Genomic DNA, 23,782 nt, shown 5'->3' with positions numbered 1-23,782 from the left:
TCGGGCCGAGCCGATCAGGTGGTCGGAAATAGTTGCCCGTCATGTGGATCCACGCGTGGAATGGCGGGGTGAGTGTCGGTGGTGGTGGCTAGCGTGGAACTCATGAACGGCGACCTCTGTGACCTCGACGCGACCGGCCTGCTGGCCGCCGCGACCGAGGCCGAGCACGCCGCTCGGTTGGCCGAGGTCCACAAGCTCGAGGTGCTCGCCGCCTGGGCCGCGGTCCACTCCACCGACCCGACCGAGGGCCCCGACGGCCACGTCGCGCGCCGGATCGGGAACGTGCTGCGTCAGGTCGGCGGGGAGGGCACCCCGGGCGTGCAGGACTTCTGCCTCGGCGAGATCGCGCTGGCCCGTGGGGCGGGGGCGACCGCGACCCAGCACATGCTGGCTGACGTGCTCGACCTGCAGCACCGCCTCCCGCTGACCTGGGCGGTCTGCCGGCGGGGGGAGTGCGAGGTGTGGGTCGCCCGCCGGGTCGCGAAGCTGTCGCGCCACCTCGGCGCCGACACCGTCGGGCTGGTCGACTCCGCGGTGTCGCGGATGATCGCCACCGAGGCCATCGGCCGGGTCCTCGACGTCGCGGCAGCCAAGATCATCGAGGCCGACCCCGCCGCGCACGAGGAGCGGTGCGAGGCCGAACGCCGCCGCCGCTACGTCGGCCTCGGCCGCACCGACGACCACGGCCTGCGCACCCTCATCGCCCGCCTCGAGGCCGGCGACGCCGCCGCGGTCGATGCGATCGTGCACCGCGTGGGCGAGATCCTCGCCCCGCGCCACCCCGAGGCCCACCCCGACGAGCTCCGCGCCCACGCCTTCGGCTGGCTCGCCCGCCCCGCCGAGCTCTTCACCCTCCTCCTCGAACACACCACCACCCCGCCCGAGCCCCAGCACGAGCCCGAGCCCGAGCTCGAAGACGTGGCCGAGCCGGAACCGGAGCGGGGGCTTTCCCGCGCACTCGCGTTCCCCGCCGACCTCCTCGACACCCTGCGCGAGGTCGACGTACGACCCCTCGCCCCGAAAGCGGTGCTGCACGTCCACCTGCACGAGGCGTCCCTGCACGGCTTCGGCGGGGTCGACGCCGTGGCAGGGGTGGCGCGGGTCGAGGGCCTCGGCCCGCTCACCCTCGCCCGGCTCACCGAGCTCCTGGGCCGCCACGACCTCACGGTCCAGCCCGTCAAGGACCTCTCCGACCGCGTCCGCCACACCGCCTACGAACACCCCGAGTCCCTGCGTGACCAGGTCCACCTCGTCACCGGCGGTGACTACTGGCCCTACGCCACCTCCACCAGCCGCCACGTCGACCTCGACCACCCCACCCCCTACGACCACGGCCACGAAAGCGGCGACGAGGGTCGAGATCCCCCGCCCGGCCAGACCGGCTCCCACAACTCCGGCCCCCTCGGCCGACGACACCACCGCTGGAAGACCCACGCCGGCTACCGCTCGCGCCAGTGCGGCGAAGGCCGCTACGTCTGGCTCACCCCCCACAACATGGGCTTCCTCATCGACCACACCGGCACCCACCGCATCCACCCCGAGAAAGCACGGATCATCCTCGAAGCACCCGCCGGCGTCGACCTCTACTACGCCTAGAGCGGACCGGCTGGCCCAGGCGATCGCGGCGTGCGGACGCGCTCATCGCGGCATGTGCGGGCGTTCGGCGTGTGGATGCCCCGAGCAGTCACGGGGTCGAGACGAAGCCTCGTGGACCGTCCCTCACCTACTGGATGCTGTACGGGTGCTTCCACTCACGCACACCCGAGGAAGCGCCCATCGGCATGGCGCGGATCGCGGCAGAACACGCTACTCGGCAAGCCGATGGACGTCTGTCCCCTGCATGCGCGATGGCCGAGCTCGGCGCACTTCCCGGGTGTCGGGTCAGTTGCGTCGTTCGTCTGTGTTGTGGCCACCGGTCATCGTTCGGCCGCTACGGACTGCATGGTGGACTTCTCGCAAACCGGGACGTTCGGGCCTGCTGCCGTAGCGCCACTCGAAGAGAACAAGGAACGCGACGATTGCGACGATTGCGCCGATCCACCACATGGCGACCTCCCGACTCGTGGGGACGCGTCAACGCTACGCTCGGGCGACGGCGTGGACTAGTGCGGACTAGTGCTCATGAGGGCAAGTCGACATGGGCCATGGCGAGGGTCCCAAGCCGTGCCGGTCCTCATCGTCGTCGCCGGGAGGGTGCGTCCGCCGCCGGTCTACGAAGCCCAACTTGACATCCGGTGCCCGCTCATCGGCTGCTTGTTCCATTGACCCCAGGACCGGGTCTGGCGAGGCTCGGTCCAGGCGCCCGGGTTGTCGCTCTCATTTCGGCTGCCCACGCTGGTCGTGTGGCTCTCATTTGGCCTGCGTGACCCGGGCGTCGCTAGGGCTAGGAGAGGCTCAAGAGGGGTTTGCCCAGCTCGAAGCAGCGTTGCCCTCCTGGCTCGACAACCAGTGATGGAGCGAGCATCGGAGGAGCTGATGAAGGACGAGAGCAGTCGTGTGGTGATCGGTATGGACCCACACAAACGGTCGGTCACGATCGAGGCGATGACAGCCGACGAGACCGTCCTGGGTGGCGGCCGGTACGGCACTGACGAGGCCGGGTTCGCCGAGATGGGGCGCTATGTCAGGCAGTTCCCGGACCGCGTCTGGGCGATCGAGGGATGCTCGGGGATCGGTCATCATGTCGCGGTCCGGTTGCTCGCCGCTGGCGAAGAGGTCGTCGATGTTCCACCGAAGCTGTCGGCGCGAGCGCGGGTGTTCTCGACCGGTCAGGGACGCAAGACCGACGCCACTGACGCGCACTCCGTCGCCCTGGTCGGTACCCGGATGGCCGGGCTGCGTCCGGTCGTCGACGATGAGCAGCTTGCCGTGCTGCGACTGCTGGTCGACCGGCGTCGCTCGCTGGGTGAGGAGCACACGCGCAAGACCTCGCAGTTGCACCAGTTGCTGCTCGAGCTGATCCCGGGTGGTGCGAAGCGCGACCTGTCCGCGGCCCAGGCCAAGGCTCTGCTGGCCAAGGTCCGTCCACGCGACGTGGTCGGCAAGACCCGCCGCAAAGTGGCCGCTGAGCTCGTTGCGGACCTCGAGCGGATCTACGCGCGGAAGAAGGAAGCCAACAAGGAGCTCACCGAGCTGGTCCGCGCGACCGGTACGACGCTGTTGGACCTGCACGGCATCGGACCCACCGGTGCCGCCAGGTTGCTGGTCGAAGTCGGCGACATCACCCGGTTCCCGAACAAGTCCCACTTCGCTTCCTGGAACGGAACCGCACCGATCGACGCTTCCTCCGGCGACCAGACCCGGCACCGGCTCTCACGCAAGGGCAACCGACAGATCAACCGCGTCCTGCACACCATGGCCCGCGTGCAGCTGCGCAACCCCACCCCTGGACGCGACTACTACGACCGCAAGAAAGCCGACGGCAAAGCACCCATGGAAGCCATGCGGTGCGTGAAGCGGCGACTGTCCGACATCGTCTTCCAGACCATGCTCAACGACGCCGTCCGCACCACCAAAGCGCCGATGTGGACGGGCCCGGGAGGGCAACGGGGCAACGACTCTGACTCCAGCGCGGCCGGATCACAGCCCCAAACCAACTCTTCGGACAAGCCACTTCCCGGACCCGCCAGAACCCAGCCTAGAACTCCACTCCCTGCTGCGTCTTGACACAGAGGGGTGGCAGATCCGGGCACTAACGACCCGGATTTGGGGCGCGCAACTGGTGCAGACTCGAGGACATGGCTGACCTGCCAGCCCTCCCGCACCCCGGCGCGGCGACGCTCGTCCGCCTCGCCGGCGCCGCCGGTGTGGCGGGTGGGCTGTGCTGGGCCGTCAAAAGCGGGTTGATCCTGGCCACGGGCGTCCAACCGCCCCTGACCCTCGAGCTGGCGCTCCCGCTCCTCGGCGCCTGTCTCGTGGGCGTCGCGCACCTCGTCCTGCCACCGAGCCGCCGCCGGACGGTCGTCGCGGCCGCGGCCTGGTTCGCGGTGGGGACCGGCCTGGTCGCCCTGACCGGCGAGCTCCTCGGGGAGATCCTGGATCCCTTCATCGCTGCCTGGGCGCTCGCGCTGCTGACGGGACAGCTGTGCCTGCTGAAGGTGCATCTCTCCCCTGCTCCCCTCACGTTCTGGACCGGGGTGGGCACGGTGCCGGCACTCCTGGTTGGGGGCGCGCTCGCCGAGGTCGACGAACGCCTCCTCGAGATACCACTGCTGTGCCTCGGCCTGGCCTGGACGTCGATCGGCATCGCGACCCTGCGCCGATCGACGGACACGCTCACCCGAGTCGGGTGAGCCTGAGCCTCAGCTGCCCGTCGAGGATCGCGACGTGACTGCGACCCATGTGAACGTGGACAACTTCGCCCGGGCCGAGACCCATCGCATGATGGCCGACCTGCAGCGCGACGCCGGCGGCAGCAACAGGTTCGAGCACAACCGCGCGCCCGCATCGGTCGAGAAGCAGACCGTCATCCGGATGAACCGCGACACGCTCTACAGCTTCGCGGTGGTCGACGTCTCCAGCGGGGCGACCCTCACCGTGCCGGACGCCGGACGCCGGTACCTGTCGGTGATGGCAGTCGACGAGGACCACCACATAAACCGGGTCTTCCACGACCCCGGCACGTACCAGCTCACGGTCGAGGACCTCGGAAGCCCCTACGTGGTGCTCGCCGCGCGCACGCTGGTCGACCCGCGGGACCCGGACGACCTGGCAGCCGTCGCTGCCCTCCAGGACCAGCTCCACCTCGACGTCCCTGCCGGCCGACCCTTCACGCCCCCGGAGTACGACACCGCGAGCCTCGACCGGACCCGCCAGGCACTCCTCGGCCTGGCCGCCGACATGACGTCCTTCGAGGCGAGCTTCGGGCGGCGGGAGGACGTCGACCCGGTGCACCACCTGATCGGCTCGGCCGCCGGCTGGGGCGGCCTGCCCGACGCCGAGGCGACGTACGTGGGGGTCTCCCCCGGCCTGCCCGTGGGCGAGTACGAGCTCACGGTCGGTCCCGACGTGCCGGTCGACGGCTTCTGGTCGATCTCGGTCTACAACGCCGAGGGCTACTTCGAGCCCAACGAGCGCAGCGCCTACAGCGTCAACAGCATCACCGCCGCCCGCGACGACGACGGCAGTGTCACGGTCCGTTTCGGCGGCGACGGCGACCCGGCGCGCAACTCGCTGCCTATCACCGACGGCTGGAACTACCTGGTCCGCCTCTACCGCCCGCGACCGGAGATCCTCAGCGGCGCGTGGACGTTCCCCACGCTCACCACCTAGGCCACGAGCACGAACGAGCCCAGCGCCACGAGCCACGACGCGAACGACCCGAGCAGGAAGTACTCCGTCATCTCGTGCACCGTCTGCTGCTCGTGGCGCGAGGAGAGCTCGGGGAAGCGGAGCAGGCCCTTGGCCGCGACGACGACGCTGGCGGCCGTCACCTGGCCGCCGAGCGCGAGCGCGAGGATGAAGACCCGTTCGAGCGGGCCGAGGAGCCGACCACCCTTGAGCTGCGTCGGCGGCATCGCGCCGTCGGCGCGCGGGTTGATCGTGCCGGTCGCCTTGAGCACGAGGCGGACGAGCACGTTGCCGGTGGACAGCTGGATGGCGAAGGCGCCGAGCAGCAGCAGGAACCGGTCGGCCGACACGTCGCCCAGGTCGGCCACGGTCAGCGAGTCGAGCCATCGCGCGAGCGGTCCCCCGGCCTCCGGCGCGAGGCCCGAGCACGCGATCGCCCCGACGAGAGAGGCGACGAACACGCCCAGGGGCAGTCGAGCCGCCTTGGGTCCGGGATGGCCGAAGCCCCACGTGACGGTCAGTCCCCACCCGAGCACGACGGCGGCGATGACGAGCAGCGCAGCGACGTCACGCCCCGACGTGAGCCCCGCCAGCAACCCGACGCACAGCGCCACCAGCGCTCCGACGCACTCGGGCAGGTAACGCGTGCGGCGCACCGAGTGGGTCAGGTCGGTCACGGCGAAACCGATCAGCAGGATCCCGAGCCAGCTCATCGACGTCCTTCCTCCGGCGCGAGGAGGTCCGGCCGGCTCTCGGGAGACAGCAGACCACGGAGGACCGACACCGGGCACGCCGACAGGCCGCCGGGACCGGCATCGGCGCTGCCGCCGCCCTTCACAGGGCCCGTACCAGCTCGTCGGCCGCCAGCAGCACCCCGATCCCGTCGGCACGGACCCGCTGCGAGACCGCCGAGGGACTGATGCCCAGGTCGTCGGCGATCTCCTGCTGCTGCCGACCGGCCAGCAGCCCTTCGAGCACGGCCATCGAGCGCTCGGACAGCCCGCTGACGATCTGGTCGCGCGTCATGAGGGCTGCGTTGACCAGCGCCGGGTCCGGCCCGGGCTCCCCGTCGGCGGCGACGTACGCCGTGCGCACCGCGCGCAGCGGCGCCCGGCGCTCGAGTCCCTCGACCTGCTCGATGGCGGAGCGGGCGGCCCACCAGCCGGGGCCGTCCTCGACCCGCGGCTGCTCGGACAGGACGACCACCCGGCCCCAGCCGATGCCCTGCCTCACGTCGACGTTCGGCATCAGGGCCAGGCGCAGCCGCAGGCCCGCGGCGATCGCGTCGCCGAGGGTGCGGAAGATGCCCTGGAACTCGTCGCCGGTGCCGATGCGGAGCGGCACGGTGGGAGCGTAGGTCTCGTTCGCGGCTGCCACGGCCTGCTCGAAGCGTCGATGGACAGCCGCGCGGTCGGCGGTGTCCCGCGACCGCACGAGGTCACCGATGACCGTGACTGAAGGAATGATCTTCACATCGCTCACATGAAGATCATACCTTCTTCAGGGCCGAATGAACCATGGACCTTCACTCCCAGAACACCCGCTCGACCACGGCGTGCGCCCGCCGGGTGGTCCTGAGGTAGTCGTTGACCATCTGGTCCGACGCCCCCTGGGGGTAGCCCAGCACCTGCGCGACCGCCGCCCGCTCGCGGGAGTCGCGGGGCAGCTGGTCCGAAGGGCGCCCACGGACGAGGGTCACGGCGTTGCGCACCCGGCTCACCAGCCGCCACGCCTCGGCCAGGGTCGCCGCGTCGTCCTCCGAGATCAGCCCCGCGTCGGTCGCTGCCTGCAACGCCGGCAGCGTCTGGGGCGTGCGCAGGGCCTCGACCCGGCCCGCGTGCCTCATCTGCAGCAGCTGCACGGTCCACTCGACGTCGGCCAGTCCCCCGCGCCCGAGCTTGAGGTGCGTGTGGCGGTCGGCACCGCGCGGCAGGCGCTCGTCGTCGACGCGCGCCTTGATCCGGCGCACCTCCACCACCGCCGAGTCGGAGATCCCCTCGACCGGGAAGCGCAGCGGGTCGATGAGGTCGGTGAAGCGCGCCCGCAGGTCCTCGTCGCCTGCCACCGCGTCCGCGCGCAGCAGCGCCTGGAACTCCCACACCGACGACCACTTGGCGTAGTAGGCGGCGTAGGACTCGACCGTGCGCACCATCGGGCCGTTCTTGCCCTCCGGCCGCAGGTCGGCGTCGACCTCCAGCGGCGGGTCGCTGGCCGGCAGCGAGAGCAGGCGGCGCAGCTCCGCGACCACCGCGGTCGCGTACGACGACGCGGCCTGCGCCTCGACGTCCTCGGCCGGCTCGTGCACGAACATCACGTCGGCGTCGCTGCCGTAGGACAGCTCGAACCCGCCGTAGCGGCCCATCGCGATCACCGCGATCCGGCTGGCCGGGGCGTCCAGCCCACGCTGCCGGCGTACCGACTCGATCGCGATGTCGAGCGTGGCCTGCAGCGTCGCGTCGGTGAGGCGGCTGAGCCCCTGCCCCACCAGCGCCACGTCGGTGCCGGCCACGAGGTCGCCGCACGCGATGCGCAGCAGCTCTCGACGGCGTACGGCACGCACCGCGGCGACCGCGGCCTCGGGTGTCTCGGCGCGCTCGACCAGCGACTGCATCTCCGCCAGTGCTGCCTCGGCGCTCAGCGGGACGAGCGACTCCCCCAGCATCTTCACGCCCTGCGGCTCGCGCTCGAGGAGGTCGGTGGCATAGCGCGACGTGCCGAGGACGACGGCCAGGCGCTGGGCGACCTCGCCCTCGTCGCGCAGCATCGTGAGGTACCACGGGCTGCGTCCCAGGCTCTCGCTGATCCGGCGGAAGCCGAACAGGCCGGCGTCGGGGTCGGGCGAGTCGGCGAACCACTCCAGCAGCACGGGCAGCAGGGTGCGCTGGATGTCGGAGGTGCGCGAGACCCCGCTCGTCAGTGCCTCGAGGTGGCGCAGCGCGGCCCGTGGGTCGGCGTACCCCAGTGCGGACAGCCGGGCCTCCGCGGCCTCGAGCGACAACCGGGCCTCGGCGCCGGGGAGCTTCGCGACGGCGCCGAGCAGCGGACGGTAGAAGAGCTTCTCGTGGAGGCGGCGCACCTCGCGGCGGTGGTGGCGCCACTGCCGCTCGAGCTGGGCGGCCGGCTCGGAGAAGATGCCGATGGACCGGCCGAGCCGGCGCAGGGACGCCTCGTCGTCCGGCAGGACGTGCGTACGCCGCAGCTGGTACAGCTGGATCCGGTGCTCCAGCGTGCGGAGGAAGGTGTAGGCCTCGTGCAGCTTCTCCCCGTCCTGGCGCCCGACGTAGCCGCCCTCGGTGAGGCGGGTCAGCGCGCTGAGCGTCGCCCCCTCGCGCAGCGACGGGTCGGACCGGCCGTGCACGAGCTGGAGGAGCTGCACCGCGAACTCGACGTCGCGCAGGCCGCCGGAGCCGAGCTTGATCTGGCGCTCCGCCTCGTGGGCCGGGATGTGGTCGACGACGCGGCGCCGCATCGCCTGCACGTCGGCCACGAAGCCGTCGCGCCCAGCGGCACTCCAGACCATCGGGGTGACCATGTCCCAGTAGCGGCGGCCCAGCTCGGCGTCGCCGGCCACCGGCCTGGCCTTGAGCAGGGCCTGGAACTCCCAAGTCTTGGCCCACTTCTCGTAGTAGCCCTGATGGCTGGCGAGCGTGCGCACGAGCGGGCCCTGACTGCCCTCGGGGCGCAGGTTGGCGTCGACAGGCCAGATCGTCCCCTCGCGGGTGTGGTCGGAGCAGATCCGCATCAGCTGCGAGGCCAGCTGGGTGGCGGCCCGCAGGGCGACGCCGTCGTCGGCCCGCTCCCCCGACTCCAGCTCGGCGGCCTCGTGGACGAAGACCACGTCGACGTCGGAGATGTAGTTGAGCTCGTGGCCGCCGCACTTGCCCATCGCGATGATCGCCAGGCGCGCGGCGCCGGCGTGCTCGCCGACCCGGACCCGGGCCACGGCCAACGCGGCGTCGAGGGTCGCTGCCGCGAGGTCGGAGATCTCGGCGGCCGCGTCGTCGAGCCCGACGTGGTGGGCCAGGTCGCGCGAGGCCAGTCGCAGCAGGTGGCGGCGGTACTCCACGCGCAGCGCGTCGACGGCCTCCTTGTCCGGCAGTCCGGCCACCGGCTCGGCGGCGTGCGGGTCGGCGCCCACCGCCGTCAGCATCGCCTCACGCAGGGCGTACGCCGCGGTGCGCGTGCTGCCCAGCGTCGGGTCGGTCAGCTCGCGCCACTGCTCGGGGTGGCGCACCAGGTGGTGGGCCAGCGCGGGGCTCGCACCGAGCACGCTGCACAGTCGCATCGCCGTGCCCTCGTCGTCGGCCACCTCGGCGAGCATCTCCCGCCCGGCACCCGCCGACTGCTCGTCGAGCGCCTCGACCAGCCGCAGCAGCCCGTCGAGCGCGGCGTCGGGGTCGGCGGACGCGGCGAGCTCGTCGGTCAGCGGCGGGCCGGCGTCTCCGAGGCGCTCGATGCCGCGCGCGGCAGCCGCGCCGTCGACGAATCCCTTGCGGACGTAGGTCCCCGCCGAGCTCGCTGCCGGGCTCATCCGCGCGCCTCCGCCCCGGCGGCGATCGCTGCGAAGCGGTGGGCCATCGGGCGCCAGTGCCCTGCCAGCGCCGGCCCGGCCGACTCGATCGCGGCGAGGACCTCGTCCTGGTCGAGGCCCAGCGCGACGTGGTCCTCGCGGTCCGACTCCGCCCAGCGGCGTACGACGTCGGTGTCGGCCTCGGGGTGGGCCTGGATGCCCCACGCCCGCGGCCCGAAGCGTGCCGCCTGCACCTCGCCACCGGGACTGCGCGCCAGGACGACCGCGCCGTCGGGCATCTCGACCACAACGTCGTTGTTCCAGTGGATGGCGACCTCGGCCGCGGTCCGCCCGTCCGCCCACGCGTCGTCGGCGGCGGCGAAGGTCCACCCGACGGGCTGCAGGCCGACGGTCTGGCCACGCGGGTTGCGCTCGACCCGCCCGCCGAGCGCCGCCGCCATGACCTGGTGGCCGAGGCAGATCCCCAGCAACGGTGTGCCCCCGGCGACCGCGTCGCGGATGCCGCTCTTGAGCGGCGCCAGCCACGGCACGGTGTCGTCGTCGTTGGCGCTCATCTCGCCGCCCAGCACCACCGCGGCGTCGTACGACGTCAGCGCGGGGAGGTCGTCGCCGGCGTAGGGGCGGCACACCTCGAGCGTGCAGCCGGCCTCCGCCAGCCAGTCGCCCACGAGCCGGGGCGGGCAGGACTCCTGGTGCTCGACGACGAGCACGCGCGGGCTCCCCATCACAGCTCCTGGGCTCAGAGGACCGGGAGCATCCGGTCGCGCTCGTAGGCGGAGACCTGGGTGCGGTACTCCTCCCACTCGGCGCGCTTGTTGCGCAGGAAGAAGTCGAAGACGTGCTCGCCGAGCGTCTCGGCCAGCAGCTCGGAGTCCTCGGCGATGCCGATGGCGTCCCAGAGGCTGCGCGGCAGCGGCGAGATGCCGAGCGCCTTGCGCTCGCGCTCGGTGAGCGACCAGACGTCGTCCTCGGCCTCGCGGGGGAGCTCGTAGCCCTCCTCGATGCCCTTCATGCCGGCGCCGAGGACGACGGCGAAGGCGAGGTAGGGGTTGCAGGCGGGGTCGATCGTGCGCAGCTCGACGCGGGTCGACTGCCCCTTGTTGGGCTTGTACATCGGCACGCGCACCATCGCGGAGCGGTTGTTGTGGCCCCAGCACACGCCCGACGGGGCCTCGCCGCCGCCGAGGAGCCGCTTGTAGGAGTTGACCCACTGGTTGGTGACGACACTGATCTCGCTGGCGTGGCGCAGGATGCCGGCGATGAACTGCCGTCCGGTCTTCGACAGCTGGTACTGGGCGCCGGCCTCGAAGAACGCGTTGCGGTCGCCCTCGAAGAGCGACACGTGGGTGTGCATGCCCGACCCGGGGTGCGTGGTGAACGGCTTGGGCATGAACGAGGCCCAGATCCCCTGGCCGAGCGCGACCTCCCGGATGACCGTGCGGAAGGTCATGATGTTGTCGGCGGTGGTGAGCGCGTCGGCGTAGCGCAGGTCGATCTCCTGCTGGCCCGGGCCGCCCTCGTGGTGGCTGAACTCCACCGAGATGCCCATCGCCTCGAGCATCGTGATCGCCTCGCGGCGGAAGTCCGCGCCCCGCGACTGGGCGGTGTGGTCGAAGAACCCGCTGCGGTCCACCGGCTGCGGCTCGTCGCCCTTCCCGGGCACGTCCTTGAACAGGTAGAACTCGATCTCGGGGTGCGTGTAGAAGGTGAACCCCTTGTCGGCGGCCGCGCTCAGCGTGCGCTTCAGCACGTGCCGCGGGTCGGCGTAGGAGGGGCTGCCGTCGGGCATCACGATGTCGCAGAACATGCGCGCAGTCGCCGGCCCGCCGTCCTCGCCGGTGCGCCACGGCAGGATCTGGAACGTCGACGCGTCGGGGTGGGCGAGCATGTCGGACTCGTAGACGCGGGCGAAGCCCTCGATGGCCGAGCCGTCGAAGCCGATGCCCTCCTCGAAGGCGTTCTCGAGCTCGGCCGGGGCCACGCTCACGCTCTTGAGGAAGCCCAGCACGTCGGTGAACCACAGCCGCACGAACCGGACGTCACGCTCCTCGAGCGCCCGGAGCACGAAGTCCTCTTGCTTGCCCATGGCACCACCCTAGGGGTCGCCGCGGCGTGCACGGCGACCCCCGCCGCAGGGTGGGCAACGAGCGTCGGGCCGCCGTCAGCGGCAGATGTTGACGTCCTGCGAGCCCAGCACGCCCTCCGGGGCCCGTCGCATCGGCGGGAGCCAGCTCTGGGTCGTCGGCACGAACGCGATGCTGCCGTCGACCTCCTTCCGCACCCCGCGCACGCGCACCTTCTCCACGACGAGCGGCACGGTGACCTCGCGGCTGCGCACGCCCTCCCAGCAGGCGGACGCCTTCCGCTTCGTGACGGCGTCGTCGAGGGTGACCGTGTCGCCCACGCGCTCGCGGTCGTAGCGCCACGCGACGGTGGTGACGTAGCCGGTGTGGCCCTCCCACGGCGCGCGGACGGTGGCGGACATGCCCCAGGTACGTCGGGTGGGGATCCGGAAGCTGACCGCCCCGTCGGTCACCCGCCTGGTCTGCGACTCCCAGACGTGGACCACATCGGCGTCGAGGGTGCTGCGCGCGTTGACCAGCTGCACCTCGCAGCCCTCGCAGTCGTCGACGGTGAAGGTCAGCGTGGTGCGCGCGGCGGCGGTGCGGTCGTCGGGGCGGTCGTCGGACTGGGCGTCGGGCTGGGCCAGGGCGGGCGCAGAGGCCAGCGCACCGGCCAGCAGGGCGGCGGCGCTCGCGAGCGCGGTGGTACGGGCCAGGGCGGTGGTGCGGTGGGTCATCTTGTCTCCCCGTGAGGTGGTCTGTCGCTGACTGGACGCACCTTGCGCCGAGAAGGTTGCACGGAGAAGGTTGCACGCTGTCTGGCGGGGGTCAGTCGTCCCCACCGAGGGTGTTGCGCTCGAGCTCGGCGAGCGTCGGCCGCCCGCGGTTGCAGAACACCTCGAGGTCGACGGAGTTGCGGCCGTCGCTGAAGACCGCGTCGACGTCGTCGTCCGGACCCTTCTCCCAGCTCACGACGCGCCACCCCGCGTCCTTGTCGGGTCGTACGCCGACGCCGTACGCCCAGGTGTCGCGGCACTCGACGAGGAAGGCCCCCCACTCGCCGGAGACCTCCTCGGACACGGCCGGCCCCTCGGGGTCGGGGACCGACGAGGACGAGACCGAGACGTCACGGGCGACCTCGTCGCCGACGGGCCCGCGGTCGCGGATGGTGGCACCGACCGTCGACACCGCGAAGACGCCCACGAGCACCGCGACGACCGTGGTCGCGGCCCACAGGCCGACGAGCAGCATCCGACGTCTCACGGGTCCATCGTGCCCGCCCGGACGTCAGCGTGAGGTGAGGCGGTGGTTAAGGGACTGCTAAGGCGCGGTCGCTGCGCGGGTCACGGCTCCCACGGGCGGTAGCGTCGCGGCGTGGCCGAGGTGCTGATCATCGAGGACGACGACCGGATCCGGCCGTTGCTGGTGCGCGGCCTGCGCGAGTGCGGGCACACGGTGACCTCCGCACCCACCGGGATGGGCGGGCTGCAGCTCGCCGTCGACTCCTCCCCCGACCTCGTCGTGCTCGACCTCGGCCTGCCCGACGTCGACGGCACCCAGGTGCTGTCCATGCTGCGCGCGGTCAGCCAGGTGCCGGTGATCATCGCCAGTGCCCGCGCCGACGACCCGTCGCTGGTGGGGGCGCTCGACGCCGGCGCCGACGACTACGTGGTCAAGCCGTTCACCAGCGCCCAGCTCGACGCCCGCATCCGCGCCGTGCTGCGCCGGGTGGACGCCGGACGGCAGCGGCCGTCGACCCTCACCGTCGGCGGCCTCGACATCGACCTGGCCGGGCGGCGCGTCCACCTCGACGGCACCGAGGTCGACCTCACTCCACGCGAGTTCGACCTGCTCGCCCACCTCGCGGAGCGGCCGGGCGAGGTGGTGACCAAGCGCGACCTGCTCGTCGAGGTGTGGCGCCAGCCCTGGGGCGGCTCGGACAAGACCGTCGACGTGCACCTGTCCTGGCTGCGCCGCAAGCTCGGCGAGACCGCCGCCGCCCCGCGCTACCTGACCACGGTGCGCGGGGTCGGCGTACGCCTCGCGGCCCCGGCGCCCGAGCCCGGACAGGACGGCTGAGGTGCGCCGCAGCCTCCTGGTGACCGCGGCCGCGGCCATCTCGATGGTGCTGCTGGCGATGCTCGTCCCGATGGCCATCCTGGTGCGCAGCTATGCGCTGGAGGACCGGCTCGCACGGGCGGCGCTGGAGGTGCAGGCCGTCGAGACGGTGGTCTCCGGCCAGGACGCCGGCGCCGTCGGGCAGTACGTCGACCGGCTCAACGACGCCGAGAGCCACACCCGGGTCACCGTGCTCTACCCCGACGGTCTCGAGATCGGGCCCGACCGCGGGCAGGACGAGCTGGTCCTCGACGCCCGCAACACCGGCCGCGCGCGCGTCGACGACGTCACCGGCGGATCGCAGATCCTCGTGCCGGTCTCCCGCGGCGGCAACTCCGCCCTCCCGTCGCAGACGCCGGTCATCCGCGTGGTCGTCGACGAGCCGGGCCTCGACTCGGTCGTGGGCGTGGCCTGGGGCCTGCTGGCGCTGCTGGCCCTGGCCCTGCTGGCCGGGTCGCTGGTGGTCGTCGACCGGCTGGGCCGGTCGTTCGTCCTGCCGATCCGGCGCCTGGCCGAGCACACCCAGACGCTGGGCCGGCCGGGTGCGGTCGCCCCGGTCGCGACGGTCGAGGGCCCGCCGGAGGTGCAGGAGCTCGCCGGCGCGGTCGACCGCCTCGTCGGCCGCATCCAGCTGCTCCTCACCCGGGAGCGCGAGAGCGTCGCCGACCTCTCCCACCGACTGCGTACGCCGGTCACGGCGCTGCGGCTGCGGGTGGAGACGGTGGACGACCCCGTCCTGCGCGACCGCCTCGCCGGGGACCTCGACGCGCTGCAGGCCACCGTCGACGAGATCGTCCGCGAGGCCCGCCGCTCCGAGCGCGAGGGCCTCGACCCCCGCACCGACGCGGTCGCGGTGATCGCCGAGCGCGTGCGCCACTGGGAGCCGCTGGCGGAGGACCAGGGCCGCGCCTACGACGTCCGGCTGACCGCGTCCGGTCCGCTGCTGCGGGCCAGCCGGGCCGACCTGGAGGCGATGGTCGATGTGCTGCTCGACAACGTCTTCTCCCACACCCCCGACGACGCCGCCGTACGCATCACGCTGGACGCCGACGACGACACGGTCGAGCTCGTCGTCGAGGACGCCGGCCCCGGCCTGCCGGCAGACCTCGACGCGACGGGCCGGGGCGAGAGCGGCTCCGGGTCGACCGGACTGGGCCTGTCCATCGCCGCGCGCACAGCCGAGGACTCCGGCGGCACGATCACCACGGGCACCTCGGACATGGGCGGAGCCCGGGTCGCCGTCCTGCTGCGGACGGACTGACCCGGGCTCCACTACTGAGGCCCTGCGGGTTCAGCGCAGGGTGACCTTCACCGAGCACGACGACCCGCCGGCCGGGGTCACCGTCAGCTTGAAGGTGTCCGTGCCGGCGGTGTTGCGGCGGAAGGTGTCGAGGTCGAGCTCGCCCTCGTTGTCCGCGCGCAGCACCCGCGAGGTCGCGAGGGAGCCGTCGTGGCGGATGGCGACGCGCCACTCGCTGCCCGGGCGGGCGTTGTCGATGTCGGCGTCGACCTCGAAGCCGCCGCGCTCGCGGTCGACGTTGAGCTCGTACGTCGCTCCGGCGCAGGTGCCGCGCCGCTCGACGTCGGCGCTGGCGGGGCCGGCGACGAGGACCGTGCTGCCGGCCGCGGCGGTCGCGACGAGCGTGGTGGCGATGAGCGTCTTCTTCATGGGGTGTCTCCTCGGGTGGAGTGGATCGGGATGGCTGGGGGTCTCAGGAGCCGAGCGTGGCGGTGCAGGGCTCGCCGTCGGCCGGGGTCAGGGTGACGGCGTAGGTCGCGTCGCCGGGGTTGCCGTCGCTGAAGGCGTCGACGTCGATCTCGCCGTCCTCGTCGGTGGTGCGGGTGCCGGTGAGCAGCGACGTGTCGTCGCGGGTCAGCTCGACCTGCCACTCCTCGCCCGGCCCGGCGGACTGCAGCTCGGCGCTCACCTCGGTGCCGCCGTCCTCCGCCTCGGCGCTGAGCTCCCACGTCGCGCCGCCGCAGGTGCCGCGTTCACTGGTCTGGGCCTCGACGGCGTTGCCGACGGCCCACCACGACCCGAGCCCGACCACGACCGCCGCTGCTGCGGCGCCCCCGATGACTGCCTTCTTCTTCTGCACGGTTCCTCCTCGTCGTCCGACGCCGGGTGCGGCATCGTGCGAGGAGGTTCGCGCGAGCGCGGCTAACCGCGCTCCAGCCCGCCGTTAAGGGCAGGCAAAGGGCTCGCAGAGTCCCCGCTCATGCGGGGAGTCTCAGGAGACCGGGACGTCCCGGTCGATCTCCGCCAGCCAGGCGGTGCCCTTCGCGTCGCTGGGCATCCGCCAGTCGCCGCGCGGGCTCATCGTGCCGCTGGGGCTGACCTTGGGGCCGTTGGGCAGCGCGGAGCGCTTGAACTGGTTGGCGAAGAACCGCTTCACGAAGACCTGCAGCCAGGTGCGGACCTCCTCCAGGGAGTAGGCCACCCGCGCGCCGTCGGGGAACCCCGGAGGCCACTCCCCCGCCTCGACGTCCTTCCAGGCGTGCCAGGCGAGGAAGGCGATCTTGCGCGGCCGGAAGCCGTGTCGCACCACGAGCGCGAGCGTGAAGTCCTGCAGGTTGTAGGGCCCGACCGTGTCCTGCGTGGCCTGCGGCTTCTTGCCCTCCTCGACGGGGATCAGCTCGGGGGTGATCTCGAGCTCGAGGATCTCGCCCAGCAGCTGTCCCACGGCCTCGTCGAACTCACCGTGGCTGATCACCCAGCGGATCAGGTGCTGTACGAGCGTCTTCGGGACGCCGGCGTTGACGGTGTAGTGCGACATCTGGTCGCCGACGCCGTACGTGCACCAGCCGAGCGCGAGCTCGGAGAGGTCACCGGTGCCGACGACGATGCCGCCGCGCTGGTTGGCGAGGCGGAAGAGGTAGTCGTAGCGCAGGCCGGCCTGGACGTTCTCGAAGGTGACGTCGTAGACCTTCTCGCCGCGGCCGTAGGGGTGTCCGAGGTCCTTCAGCATCTGCTCGGCCGCCGGCCGGATGTCGAGCTCCTCGAACGTCACCCCGAGCGCCTGCGACAGCCGGGTGGCGTACGACTTGGTGGTCTCCCCCGTTGCGAACCCGGGCATCGTGAAGGCCAGGACGTCGCTGCGCGGACGACCGAGCCGGTCCATCGCCTTGCAGGCGACGATGAGCGCGTGGGTCGAGTCGAGACCGCCGCTCACGCCGATCACCGCCTTGGGCGTGCCGATCGCGGTGAGCCGCTGCTCGAGGCCGGAGACCTGGATGTTGTAGGCCTCGTAGCAGTCGAGGGCGAGGCGCTCGGGGTCGTCGGGGACGAACGGGTAGCGGTCGACCTTGCGCAACAGCCCGATGTCGCCGGTCGGCGGCTCGAGCTCCCACTCGACGGTGCGGAAGCGGTTCACCCGCTCGTGGTGCGTACGCCGGTTGTCGTCGAAGGTGACCTGCCGCATCCGCTCCTGGCGCACCAGGTCGAGGTCGACGTCGACGACGGTGCGGCGCGGGCCGTCGGGGAACCGCTCGCTCTCGCCCAGCAGCGAACCGCACTCGTAGACCATCGTCTGGCCGTCCCAGCTCAGGTCGGTCGTCGACTCCCCCTGCCCGGCCGCGGCATAGACGTACGCCGCCGAGCACCGCGAGCTCGCGCTGCGGGCGAGCAGCTTCCGGTCCTCGGCGCGCGCGATGGTGATCGGTGAGCCGCTGAGGTTGGCGAGCACCGTGGCTCCCGCGAGCGCGGCCTCGGCGCTCGGCGGGACCGGCACCCACATGTCCTCGCACACCTCGACGTGCAGGTCCAGGCCGGGGACGTCGAGACAGCGGAAGATGAGGTCGGGCCCGAAGCGCACGTCCTGCCCGGCGACGGAGACCCACTCCAGCTCGCGGTCGTCGCCCGGGGCGAACCACCGGCGCTCGTAGAACTCGCGGTAGTTGGGCAGGTAGGACTTCGGGGCGACGCCGAGGACCGCCCCGCGGTGGATGACGACGGCGGCGTTGAAGACCCGGTTGCCGTGCACGACCGGCGCTCCGACGACGAGCATCGTCATCAGGTCGGCGCTCGCCGCCACGATCTCGGCGAGGGCCTCCTCCACCGTCGCGAGCAGCGTGTCCTGCAGGAAGAGGTCGTCCACCGAGTAGCCGGTCAGGCACAGCTCGGGGAACACCGCGACGGCGACCGAGTCGTCGTGGCAGCCGCGCGCCTGCTCAAGCACGACGGCTGCGTTGGCGACGGGGTCGGCGAGGTGCACCGGGACGGTGACGGCCGCGATCCGGGCGAAGCCCTGGGCGTAGGCGGAGTAGAAGTCCACGCCGCCACTCTAGGGAGGCGCCGGGTCGAAACTCGGTGGACCACCCCCGGCGGACGCGCGAGTCTGCCCCCATGGCCCTCGACATCAGCCCCTGCGACACCGACGCCGACCTCGAGGAGTGGCGCCGCGTGCGGATCGCGGTGGTCCCCTACGAACGTACCCAGTCGATCGCCGAGATCAGGGCGGACGAGACGCCGGAGCGGCTGCTCGTCCTGGCGCGTGAGGACGGCGTGGTCGTCGGCTCCGGCATGGCCAACCGCTCGGAGATCGGCAAGGCCGGCTCGGTCATCCCGCGCGTGCTCCCCGACCACCGGCGTCGCGGCCACGGCACCGCGCTGCTTGAACGGCTGGTCGACCACGTCGCCGACCTGGGCTACGACACGGTGCGCGCCGGTGCCGACGACGAGGGCTCGTTGGCCTTCGCCCACCGCTTCGGCTTCGAGGAGGTCAACCGCGAGGTCGAGCAGACCTACCGGATCACCGGCCCCGTCGAGCCGACGCCGACGCCTGAGGGGATCGAGGTCGTCACCGCCCAGGAACGGCCGGGGCTCTGGGAGGGCGCCTACGAGGGCTTCGGGCTGGAGGCGCTCGCCGGCTTCGCCGTGGACGCCCCGCTCGAGGTCACCCCGGACGGCTGGGTGCGGTCCTGGCTGGGCGACCCGATGTTCCTCGCGCTCCACGACGGCGAGGTCGTCGGGTGCGCCGGGCTGGGACTGGACCCCGACCGGCCGACGCGCGCCGAGAACAGCCTCACCGCCGTACGCCGCGACTGGCGCCGTCGTGGCCTGGCGGTCCACCTCAAGCTGGTCACCCTGGCCTGGGCCGCCGGGCACGGCATCGACGAGGTCTACACCTGGACCCAGGACGGCAACGCCGCGATGCGCGCCCTCAACACCCGTCTCGGCTACGCCACCACGGGCGTCGGCGTGCAGCTCTCGCGCCAGACGCGGAGGCCATAGGCTCGCGACATGCGGATTCTCGGGGCGGTCCTGGTCGTGCTCCTGCTGACGGCGTGCAGCGACGGTGCGTCCTCAGCCGGGCGCGAGACGAGCGAACCCGCGAAGCAGGAGGAGGCCGGGCTCGCCGCCCTGCGCTCCGCGAAGCCGGCGATGACCTCGGCGCTCAGCGCCTCGTCCAGCACGTTCGGCGGCCTGCACCTGCCCTGCGACCTGGGCAACAACACCTTCGAGTACTCGATCACGGGCGGCCTCACGGGCGACGGCGCGTCGTGGCGCGACGGCACCGGCGCGCTGCGTACGGAGCTGGCGGCCGCCGGCTGGGAGCTGAAGGACACCATCGACGACACCAGCGTCGCCGGGACGCGCGATGGCCTCGAGCTCCTCGTCCAGCGCGGGCGCCGCACCGACGACGGCGTCGAGTGGCGGGTCAGTCTCACCGCGCCCTGCGTCGCCTTCTCCGACGCGGGCGCCGACCGGGCGCGGGCGCGAGGCACCGTCGACCTGTCCGGGGATCTCTGACCGGCGTACGACGCGACCGGCAGGTTTCCGCCACCCGCGGCGGGGCATCCTCCCGACATGGCCAGTCCTGACCCCGCCGCCGCCGACCCGTTCTTCCGGGTGCTGCGCGAGCGTCACCCCGACGTCGACGTCGTCCTCCTCCCGCCGACCCGGCCCCGGCCTGCCGACCCCGAGGCGTGGACCGGTGACCCCGAGGCCGTGGCCGACGACGCCGTCGAGGCGTTGCGCGTCCTCGGGGTCGCCCTCGGCACCGACCTCCCCCTCGACCTCCGGTTCTGGAAGCACCACGACGAGGCCGCACAGCAGCACCTGACGGTGCCGACCTCCTTCCCGGCGCCGGGGCGCGAGGTCGCCGAGCTGCGGCGCGTGGGGCAGGCGCTGATCGACCTCGGCTGGCAGGCGCGCCCGCTGGAGCGGCAGGCGCGACCCACCCTCGAGGCGCTGCGCGACGGGCACCGCCTCGTCGCCCACGTCGTCGAGGGCGGGATCGACCTGGTCCTCACCTCGCGCCCGGTGGCCGATTCCGCGTGGACCGACACGGAGACGACCGGCGCGGGTGGTCGGCCGTGACCCAGGTCCCCTTCTCGGTCATCGTCCAGGCAGCCCGCGACTGGGACGAGCAGGCCGACGTGCTCCACTCGGCCAGCCGCAACCTCGCCCAGTCCGAGGTGTCCGAGCTCGGCCCCCGCGTCGCGGCGGCCGCGGCGCGGTTCGTCGAGACCTGGCGCGTCGAGCTCGACGCCCTGGAGCGCGAGGCGATCAGCCACTCGCAGGCGCTCTCCGCGGTTCGCTTGGACTTCCTGCTGACCGACCAGCAGGCATCCACCGACCTGCGCGACCTCGTGCCGTGGGCCGAGCGATGACCACCATCGTGGTTCCCGCCCCGATCGCCGCGTGGCCCGAGCCCGACGTACGTCCCTCGGCCTCCGCCGTCGCCACCGACCTGCGCGCCGCCGCGATCGCCACCTCCGACGTCACCTCCTGGATGTCGTCGCACGGCGTCCCCGCCGGCTGGACCGGCAACGCCGCCGACGCGGCCGGCCACGCCATGACCGCGCTGGGCCGCCGCGCCGACGCCGCGGTCGCGGCGCTGGAGAAGGCGCTCACCGCGGTCGAGGTGTACCTCGACCAGATGGCGACGCGCCGCACCGAGCTCGACCGGCTCGACGCCGACCGCGCCGGCTACAACCGCGACCGCGAGTCGCTGTGGTCGCGAGCCGACGGAGCCCCCGCCGACCAGGTCGACGAGCTCCAGCACGAGGCCTCCGCGCTCACCCGACGCCACGACCGCATCGTGACCGACCGCGAGGCCTGGCTCGAACGCGTCCGTGCCGACGAGGACCGGCTGATCGCCGTCCTGGCGTCGGTCGACACCCGCAGCGAGGGGCGCGACGCACGCGACGCCGCCGGCCGGGTCGACGCCGACGCCCTGCGCCGTCAGCTCGCCGCCCAGGGCGACCCGCAGTCGGTCAACGACTGGTGGCTGTCCCTCACCGACGTGCAGCGCGCCGCGCTCGCCATCGCCTTCCCCGAGCTCGTCGGCAACACCAACGGCATCCCCACCGGTGACCGGGACGAGGCCAACCGCGGGATGCTCGACCGCGACGAGGAGTACCTCCGCCGGCGCGACGAGGACGGCACCCTCACCGACGCGGAGGCCGCCTGGCTCCGGCGCGTGCAGGCCACCCGCGACGCGCTCGCGCTCGGCCAGCCGCCGCGGCACGCCGGTGAGCCGGTCGACACCAACCTGATGGCCTACCTGCCCCACGCCTTCGACGGCGACGGCGCCGCCGCGGTCAGCTACGGCGACCCGGACACCGCCGACCACACGGCAGTCATCGTGCCGGGCCTGACCAACGACATGTCCGCGATGGCCGCGCAGGGTCAGGACGCTCTCAACCTGTTCCTCGACGCCCACGACAAGGGCGAGGACATCGCTGCGATCGCGTGGATGGGCTACGACGCCCCCAGCGCCGCGGAGGGCATCACCTCCGAGCTCACCGACATCGCCGGCGTCGTCGGCGAGGGTCTCGCCGAGAACGGCGGGCACCTGCTGGGCGACTTCGTGGACGGCCTGCGCGCGACCCACGCCGGCGACAGCCCCGGCGGGCAGGCCCACCTGACCGTCATCGGCCACAGCTACGGCTCGACGACCGCTGCGCACGCCGCCGCCGACGGGCTCGACGAGGACTCGCTCGTGCTCATCGGAAGCCCCGGCGCAGGCGGCGGGGTGCACCACGTGTCCGGCCTCGACGCCCCACCCGGCGAGGTCTACGTAGGGTCCCGTGAGAACGACTTCGTCACCTGGCTCGGCGGCGAGATCTCCGTCGACGTGCCGGTGAGCATCGGCGGCGACACCGTCCACCTCGGCAACCTGGGGCTGGGCGACGACCCCAGCCAGGCGTCGTTCGGGGCCAACCGGTTCGACGTCTCCTCCGACGGCACCGACACGCCCTGGCACCTGCAGGACGGCGGGGCGATCCTCGACCGGCACACCAGCTACCTCGACGACGGCACGGCGTCGCTCGACAACATCACCAACGTCGTCATCGACCGCGACAGCGACGTCGACCTGGTCGCTGGGCGCGACACCCCGGCCCACGACCGCCTCTACGACTTCGCGCAGAACGAGGCCGCCTACCAGGCGCAACAGGCCGTCGACCGCTACGTGGTGGAGCCGCTCGAGGACGCCGGACGGACCGTGGCCGAGGGTGCCGACAGGGTCGGCGACGCGTTCAGCGACGCATGGCCGGACCACTGGCCGTGACCACTGGCCGTGACCACTGGCCGTGACCCGTGGGCGTGCGTACCGTGACCCGGGTGCACCGACTGAGCGCCATCTCGTCGTCCCGGATCCTCGTCGCCGCCGTCGTGCTGGCGGTGTCAGCCCCGGTGGGCACCCTGTCGCCCGGCCCGGTCCCCTCCTCGGCAGCGGCCCCCGCGCCGGTCGCTGACACGCAGCGTGGGCAGGTGCCCGCTCTCCGGGTGCGCACCGTCGTACGCGGCCTGCAGCACCCCTGGGACGTCCAGCAGGCCCCCGGCGGGCGGCTGCTGGTCTCCGAGCGTGACCGCGCCCGCATCAGCGTCGTACGCAACGGCAAGCGGCGCACCCTGGCCGACCTGTCGAGGCTGGTGTGGGTGTCCGGCGAGACCGGGCTGATGTCGCTCGCGGTCGACGCCGGTTCGCGGACGTTGTGGGCGTGCCACGGCAGCGCCAGGGGCGGCACCCACGTGCAGGTCAGCCGGTGGCGCGTCGACCGGAGGTGGACCCGGCTCAGCGGTCGCCGCACGCTCCTGACCGGCCTGCCGTCGACCTCGGGCCGTCACGGCGGGTGCCGGCTGATGCTCGACCGAGGCAGCGACGCCCTGTACGTCGGCACCGGCGACGCCGCCGTCGGCACCAACCCGCGCACCCTCGACTCGCTCGGCGGCAAGGTCCTGCGCGTCCACCGGCGCACCGGCGCTCCGGTGCCCGGCAACCCCTTCGCCGAGGCGAGCACCGCACGACGGTTCGTGTGGACCTACGGTCACCGCAACGTGCAGGGCCTGGCCCAGCGCGACGACGGCTCGGTGTGGTCGGTCGAGCACGGCAGCGACCGCGACGACGAGGTCAACCTGCTGGTCGCCGGAGGCGACTACGGCTGGAACCCCGTCCCGGGCTACGACGAGTCGGTCCCGATGACCGACCAGTCGCTGCCGGGTGAGCAGCAGGACGCGGCCTGGTCCTCCGGCACCCCCACGATCGCCACCTCCAGCGCCGCGTGGGTGCGTGGATCGCAGTGGGGCGCGCTCGAGGGCACGCTCGCCGTCGCCGCGCTGAAGGGCTCCGAGGTGCTGTTCCTGCGCTTCGACGCCGGCGGCGGGCTGGTGTCGGTCGCCCGTCCGCCCCGGCTCCAGCGGCTCGGCCGCCTGCGGTCGATCACGTCGGCCCGCAACGGCGACCTGCTCGTCACCACCGACAACGGTGCTCGCGACCGCGTCGTACGGGTGTCGCCGCGATGACGTGACCGTCGCCACAGCGCCGTACCC

The 23,782-nt window shown here is 72.7% G+C and carries 22 protein-coding genes; 12 read left to right on the top strand and 10 right to left on the bottom strand.

Features of this window, described 5'->3' with window-relative positions; translation table 11 throughout:
• Positions 1-102: 102 nt before the first annotated feature.
• From HOO61_RS16155 to HOO61_RS16140, 4 genes are all read left to right on the top strand, one after another.
• The gene (locus HOO61_RS16155) at positions 103-1,596 is read left to right on the top strand and encodes a hypothetical protein (RefSeq protein WP_172260288.1); all 1,494 of its coding nucleotides are present in this window, start codon (positions 103-105) and stop codon (positions 1,594-1,596) included.
• 879 nt (positions 1,597-2,475) lie between these two features.
• Positions 2,476-3,666 carry an IS110 family transposase gene (locus HOO61_RS16150; protein WP_172260286.1) on the top strand — a complete coding sequence of 397 codons (1,191 nt, stop codon included), beginning with the start codon at positions 2,476-2,478 and terminating at the stop codon, positions 3,664-3,666.
• A 71-nt stretch (positions 3,667-3,737) separates the two neighbouring features.
• Entirely contained in the window at positions 3,738-4,292 is a 555-nt protein-coding gene (locus HOO61_RS16145) for a hypothetical protein (RefSeq protein WP_172260284.1), read from the top strand.
• 34 nt (positions 4,293-4,326) lie between these two features.
• A complete protein-coding gene (locus HOO61_RS16140) occupies positions 4,327-5,271 on the top strand; it encodes a DUF1214 domain-containing protein (RefSeq protein ID WP_367650215.1) in 945 nt (314 codons plus the stop codon).
• Here HOO61_RS16140 and HOO61_RS16135 read toward each other — a convergent pair.
• The 7 genes from HOO61_RS16135 to HOO61_RS16105 all read right to left on the bottom strand — a co-directional run bounded on the left by HOO61_RS16135 (position 5,268) and on the right by HOO61_RS16105 (position 13,146).
• Positions 5,268-6,002 (bottom strand): hypothetical protein, encoded by a 735-nt coding sequence (locus HOO61_RS16135; RefSeq protein WP_172260282.1) that lies wholly within the window; start codon positions 6,000-6,002, stop codon positions 5,268-5,270. The genes HOO61_RS16140 and HOO61_RS16135 overlap by 4 nt on opposite strands.
• Positions 6,003-6,123: 121 nt before the next feature.
• On the bottom strand, positions 6,124-6,771 hold the full coding sequence (locus HOO61_RS16130) for a SatD family protein (protein WP_367650214.1): 648 nt from the start codon (positions 6,769-6,771) through the stop codon (positions 6,124-6,126).
• Positions 6,772-6,814: 43 nt separating this feature from the next.
• A complete protein-coding gene (locus HOO61_RS16125; RefSeq protein ID WP_172260280.1) occupies positions 6,815-9,820 on the bottom strand; it encodes a bifunctional [glutamine synthetase] adenylyltransferase/[glutamine synthetase]-adenylyl-L-tyrosine phosphorylase in 3,006 nt (1,001 codons plus the stop codon).
• Positions 9,817-10,545, bottom strand: a complete 729-nt coding sequence (locus HOO61_RS16120; RefSeq protein WP_172260278.1) for a type 1 glutamine amidotransferase — start codon at positions 10,543-10,545, stop codon at positions 9,817-9,819. Before HOO61_RS16120 ends, HOO61_RS16125 begins: the two co-directional genes overlap by 4 nt.
• A 14-nt stretch (positions 10,546-10,559) precedes the next feature.
• Positions 10,560-11,906: a glutamine synthetase family protein gene (locus HOO61_RS16115; RefSeq protein WP_172260276.1), complete on the bottom strand. Its 1,347-nt coding sequence runs from the start codon at positions 11,904-11,906 to the stop codon at positions 10,560-10,562.
• 75 nt (positions 11,907-11,981) lie between these two features.
• Complete coding sequence (locus HOO61_RS16110; protein ID WP_172260274.1) at positions 11,982-12,620, bottom strand: hypothetical protein; 639 nt, start codon at positions 12,618-12,620, stop codon at positions 11,982-11,984.
• A gap of 91 nt (positions 12,621-12,711) precedes the next feature.
• Positions 12,712-13,146 (bottom strand): hypothetical protein, encoded by a 435-nt coding sequence (locus HOO61_RS16105; protein ID WP_172260272.1) that lies wholly within the window; start codon positions 13,144-13,146, stop codon positions 12,712-12,714.
• Positions 13,147-13,257: 111 nt separating this feature from the next.
• On the opposite strand from HOO61_RS16105, the gene HOO61_RS16100 reads away from it, so the two are divergent.
• Positions 13,258-13,962 (top strand): response regulator transcription factor, encoded by a 705-nt coding sequence (locus tag HOO61_RS16100; RefSeq protein ID WP_172260270.1) that lies wholly within the window; start codon positions 13,258-13,260, stop codon positions 13,960-13,962.
• 1 nt (position 13,963) lies between these two features.
• Positions 13,964-15,262 carry a HAMP domain-containing sensor histidine kinase gene (locus tag HOO61_RS16095; RefSeq protein ID WP_172260268.1) on the top strand — a complete coding sequence of 433 codons (1,299 nt, stop codon included), beginning with the start codon at positions 13,964-13,966 and terminating at the stop codon, positions 15,260-15,262.
• Positions 15,263-15,292: 30 nt separating this feature from the next.
• Here the strand turns inward: HOO61_RS16095 and HOO61_RS16090 are convergent, their stop codons facing one another.
• The 3 genes from HOO61_RS16090 to HOO61_RS16080 form a co-directional block, all read right to left on the bottom strand.
• Positions 15,293-15,670 (bottom strand): hypothetical protein, encoded by a 378-nt coding sequence (locus HOO61_RS16090; RefSeq protein ID WP_172260266.1) that lies wholly within the window; start codon positions 15,668-15,670, stop codon positions 15,293-15,295.
• A 43-nt stretch (positions 15,671-15,713) separates the two neighbouring features.
• The gene (locus HOO61_RS16085) at positions 15,714-16,100 is read right to left on the bottom strand and encodes a hypothetical protein (protein WP_172260264.1); all 387 of its coding nucleotides are present in this window, start codon (positions 16,098-16,100) and stop codon (positions 15,714-15,716) included.
• 132 nt (positions 16,101-16,232) lie between these two features.
• Entirely contained in the window at positions 16,233-18,275 is a 2,043-nt protein-coding gene (locus tag HOO61_RS16080) for an NAD(+) synthase (RefSeq protein ID WP_172260262.1), read from the bottom strand.
• A 71-nt stretch (positions 18,276-18,346) separates the two neighbouring features.
• Between HOO61_RS16080 and HOO61_RS16075 the strand changes: the two genes are divergently transcribed.
• The 6 genes from HOO61_RS16075 to HOO61_RS16050 are packed head-to-tail and all read left to right on the top strand — an operon-like array spanning position 18,347 to position 23,755.
• Positions 18,347-19,234, top strand: coding sequence for a GNAT family N-acetyltransferase (locus HOO61_RS16075; protein WP_172260260.1), 888 nt, complete (start codon positions 18,347-18,349; stop codon positions 19,232-19,234).
• Positions 19,235-19,243: 9 nt separating this feature from the next.
• The gene (locus HOO61_RS16070; RefSeq protein ID WP_172260258.1) at positions 19,244-19,753 is read left to right on the top strand and encodes a hypothetical protein; all 510 of its coding nucleotides are present in this window, start codon (positions 19,244-19,246) and stop codon (positions 19,751-19,753) included.
• Positions 19,754-19,810: 57 nt separating this feature from the next.
• Positions 19,811-20,323, top strand: coding sequence for a hypothetical protein (locus tag HOO61_RS16065; protein ID WP_172260256.1), 513 nt, complete (start codon positions 19,811-19,813; stop codon positions 20,321-20,323).
• Positions 20,320-20,616 carry a hypothetical protein gene (locus tag HOO61_RS16060; protein WP_172260254.1) on the top strand — a complete coding sequence of 99 codons (297 nt, stop codon included), beginning with the start codon at positions 20,320-20,322 and terminating at the stop codon, positions 20,614-20,616. Before HOO61_RS16065 ends, HOO61_RS16060 begins: the two co-directional genes overlap by 4 nt.
• Positions 20,613-22,520, top strand: coding sequence for an alpha/beta hydrolase (locus HOO61_RS24580; protein WP_172260252.1), 1,908 nt, complete (start codon positions 20,613-20,615; stop codon positions 22,518-22,520). Before HOO61_RS16060 ends, HOO61_RS24580 begins: the two co-directional genes overlap by 4 nt.
• A gap of 53 nt (positions 22,521-22,573) precedes the next feature.
• Positions 22,574-23,755, top strand: a complete 1,182-nt coding sequence (locus HOO61_RS16050; RefSeq protein ID WP_172260250.1) for a PQQ-dependent sugar dehydrogenase — start codon at positions 22,574-22,576, stop codon at positions 23,753-23,755.
• Positions 23,756-23,782: the final 27 nt, after the last annotated feature.

The organism is Nocardioides sp. zg-1230, assembly GCF_013155335.1.
Taxonomy (GTDB): Bacteria; Actinomycetota; Actinomycetes; order Propionibacteriales; family Nocardioidaceae; genus Nocardioides.
The sequence above is the reverse complement of the archived record's forward strand: the minus strand, read 5'-3'. Positions and strand labels throughout refer to the sequence as shown.

Bases quoted from the DNA above. Each gene is read 5' to 3' on its own strand.
- HOO61_RS16115 (WP_172260276.1), bottom strand. From the start codon at position 11,906: ATGGGCAAGCAAGAGGACTTCGTGCTCCGGGCGCTCGAGGAGCGTGAC.
- HOO61_RS16110 (WP_172260274.1), bottom strand. From the start codon at position 12,620: ATGACCCACCGCACCACCGCCCTGGCCCGTACCACCGCGCTCGCGAGC.
- HOO61_RS16125 (WP_172260280.1), bottom strand. From the start codon at position 9,820: ATGAGCCCGGCAGCGAGCTCGGCGGGGACCTACGTCCGCAAGGGATTC.
- HOO61_RS16145 (WP_172260284.1), top strand. From the start codon at position 3,738: ATGGCTGACCTGCCAGCCCTCCCGCACCCCGGCGCGGCGACGCTCGTC.
- HOO61_RS16075 (WP_172260260.1), top strand. From the start codon at position 18,347: ATGGCCCTCGACATCAGCCCCTGCGACACCGACGCCGACCTCGAGGAG.
- HOO61_RS16070 (WP_172260258.1), top strand. From the start codon at position 19,244: ATGCGGATTCTCGGGGCGGTCCTGGTCGTGCTCCTGCTGACGGCGTGC.
- HOO61_RS16135 (WP_172260282.1), bottom strand. From the start codon at position 6,002: ATGAGCTGGCTCGGGATCCTGCTGATCGGTTTCGCCGTGACCGACCTG.
- HOO61_RS16065 (WP_172260256.1), top strand. From the start codon at position 19,811: ATGGCCAGTCCTGACCCCGCCGCCGCCGACCCGTTCTTCCGGGTGCTG.
- HOO61_RS16155 (WP_172260288.1), top strand. From the start codon at position 103: ATGAACGGCGACCTCTGTGACCTCGACGCGACCGGCCTGCTGGCCGCC.
- HOO61_RS24580 (WP_172260252.1), top strand. From the start codon at position 20,613: ATGACCACCATCGTGGTTCCCGCCCCGATCGCCGCGTGGCCCGAGCCC.
- HOO61_RS16090 (WP_172260266.1), bottom strand. From the start codon at position 15,670: ATGAAGAAGACGCTCATCGCCACCACGCTCGTCGCGACCGCCGCGGCC.
- HOO61_RS16150 (WP_172260286.1), top strand. From the start codon at position 2,476: ATGAAGGACGAGAGCAGTCGTGTGGTGATCGGTATGGACCCACACAAA.
- HOO61_RS16120 (WP_172260278.1), bottom strand. From the start codon at position 10,545: ATGGGGAGCCCGCGCGTGCTCGTCGTCGAGCACCAGGAGTCCTGCCCG.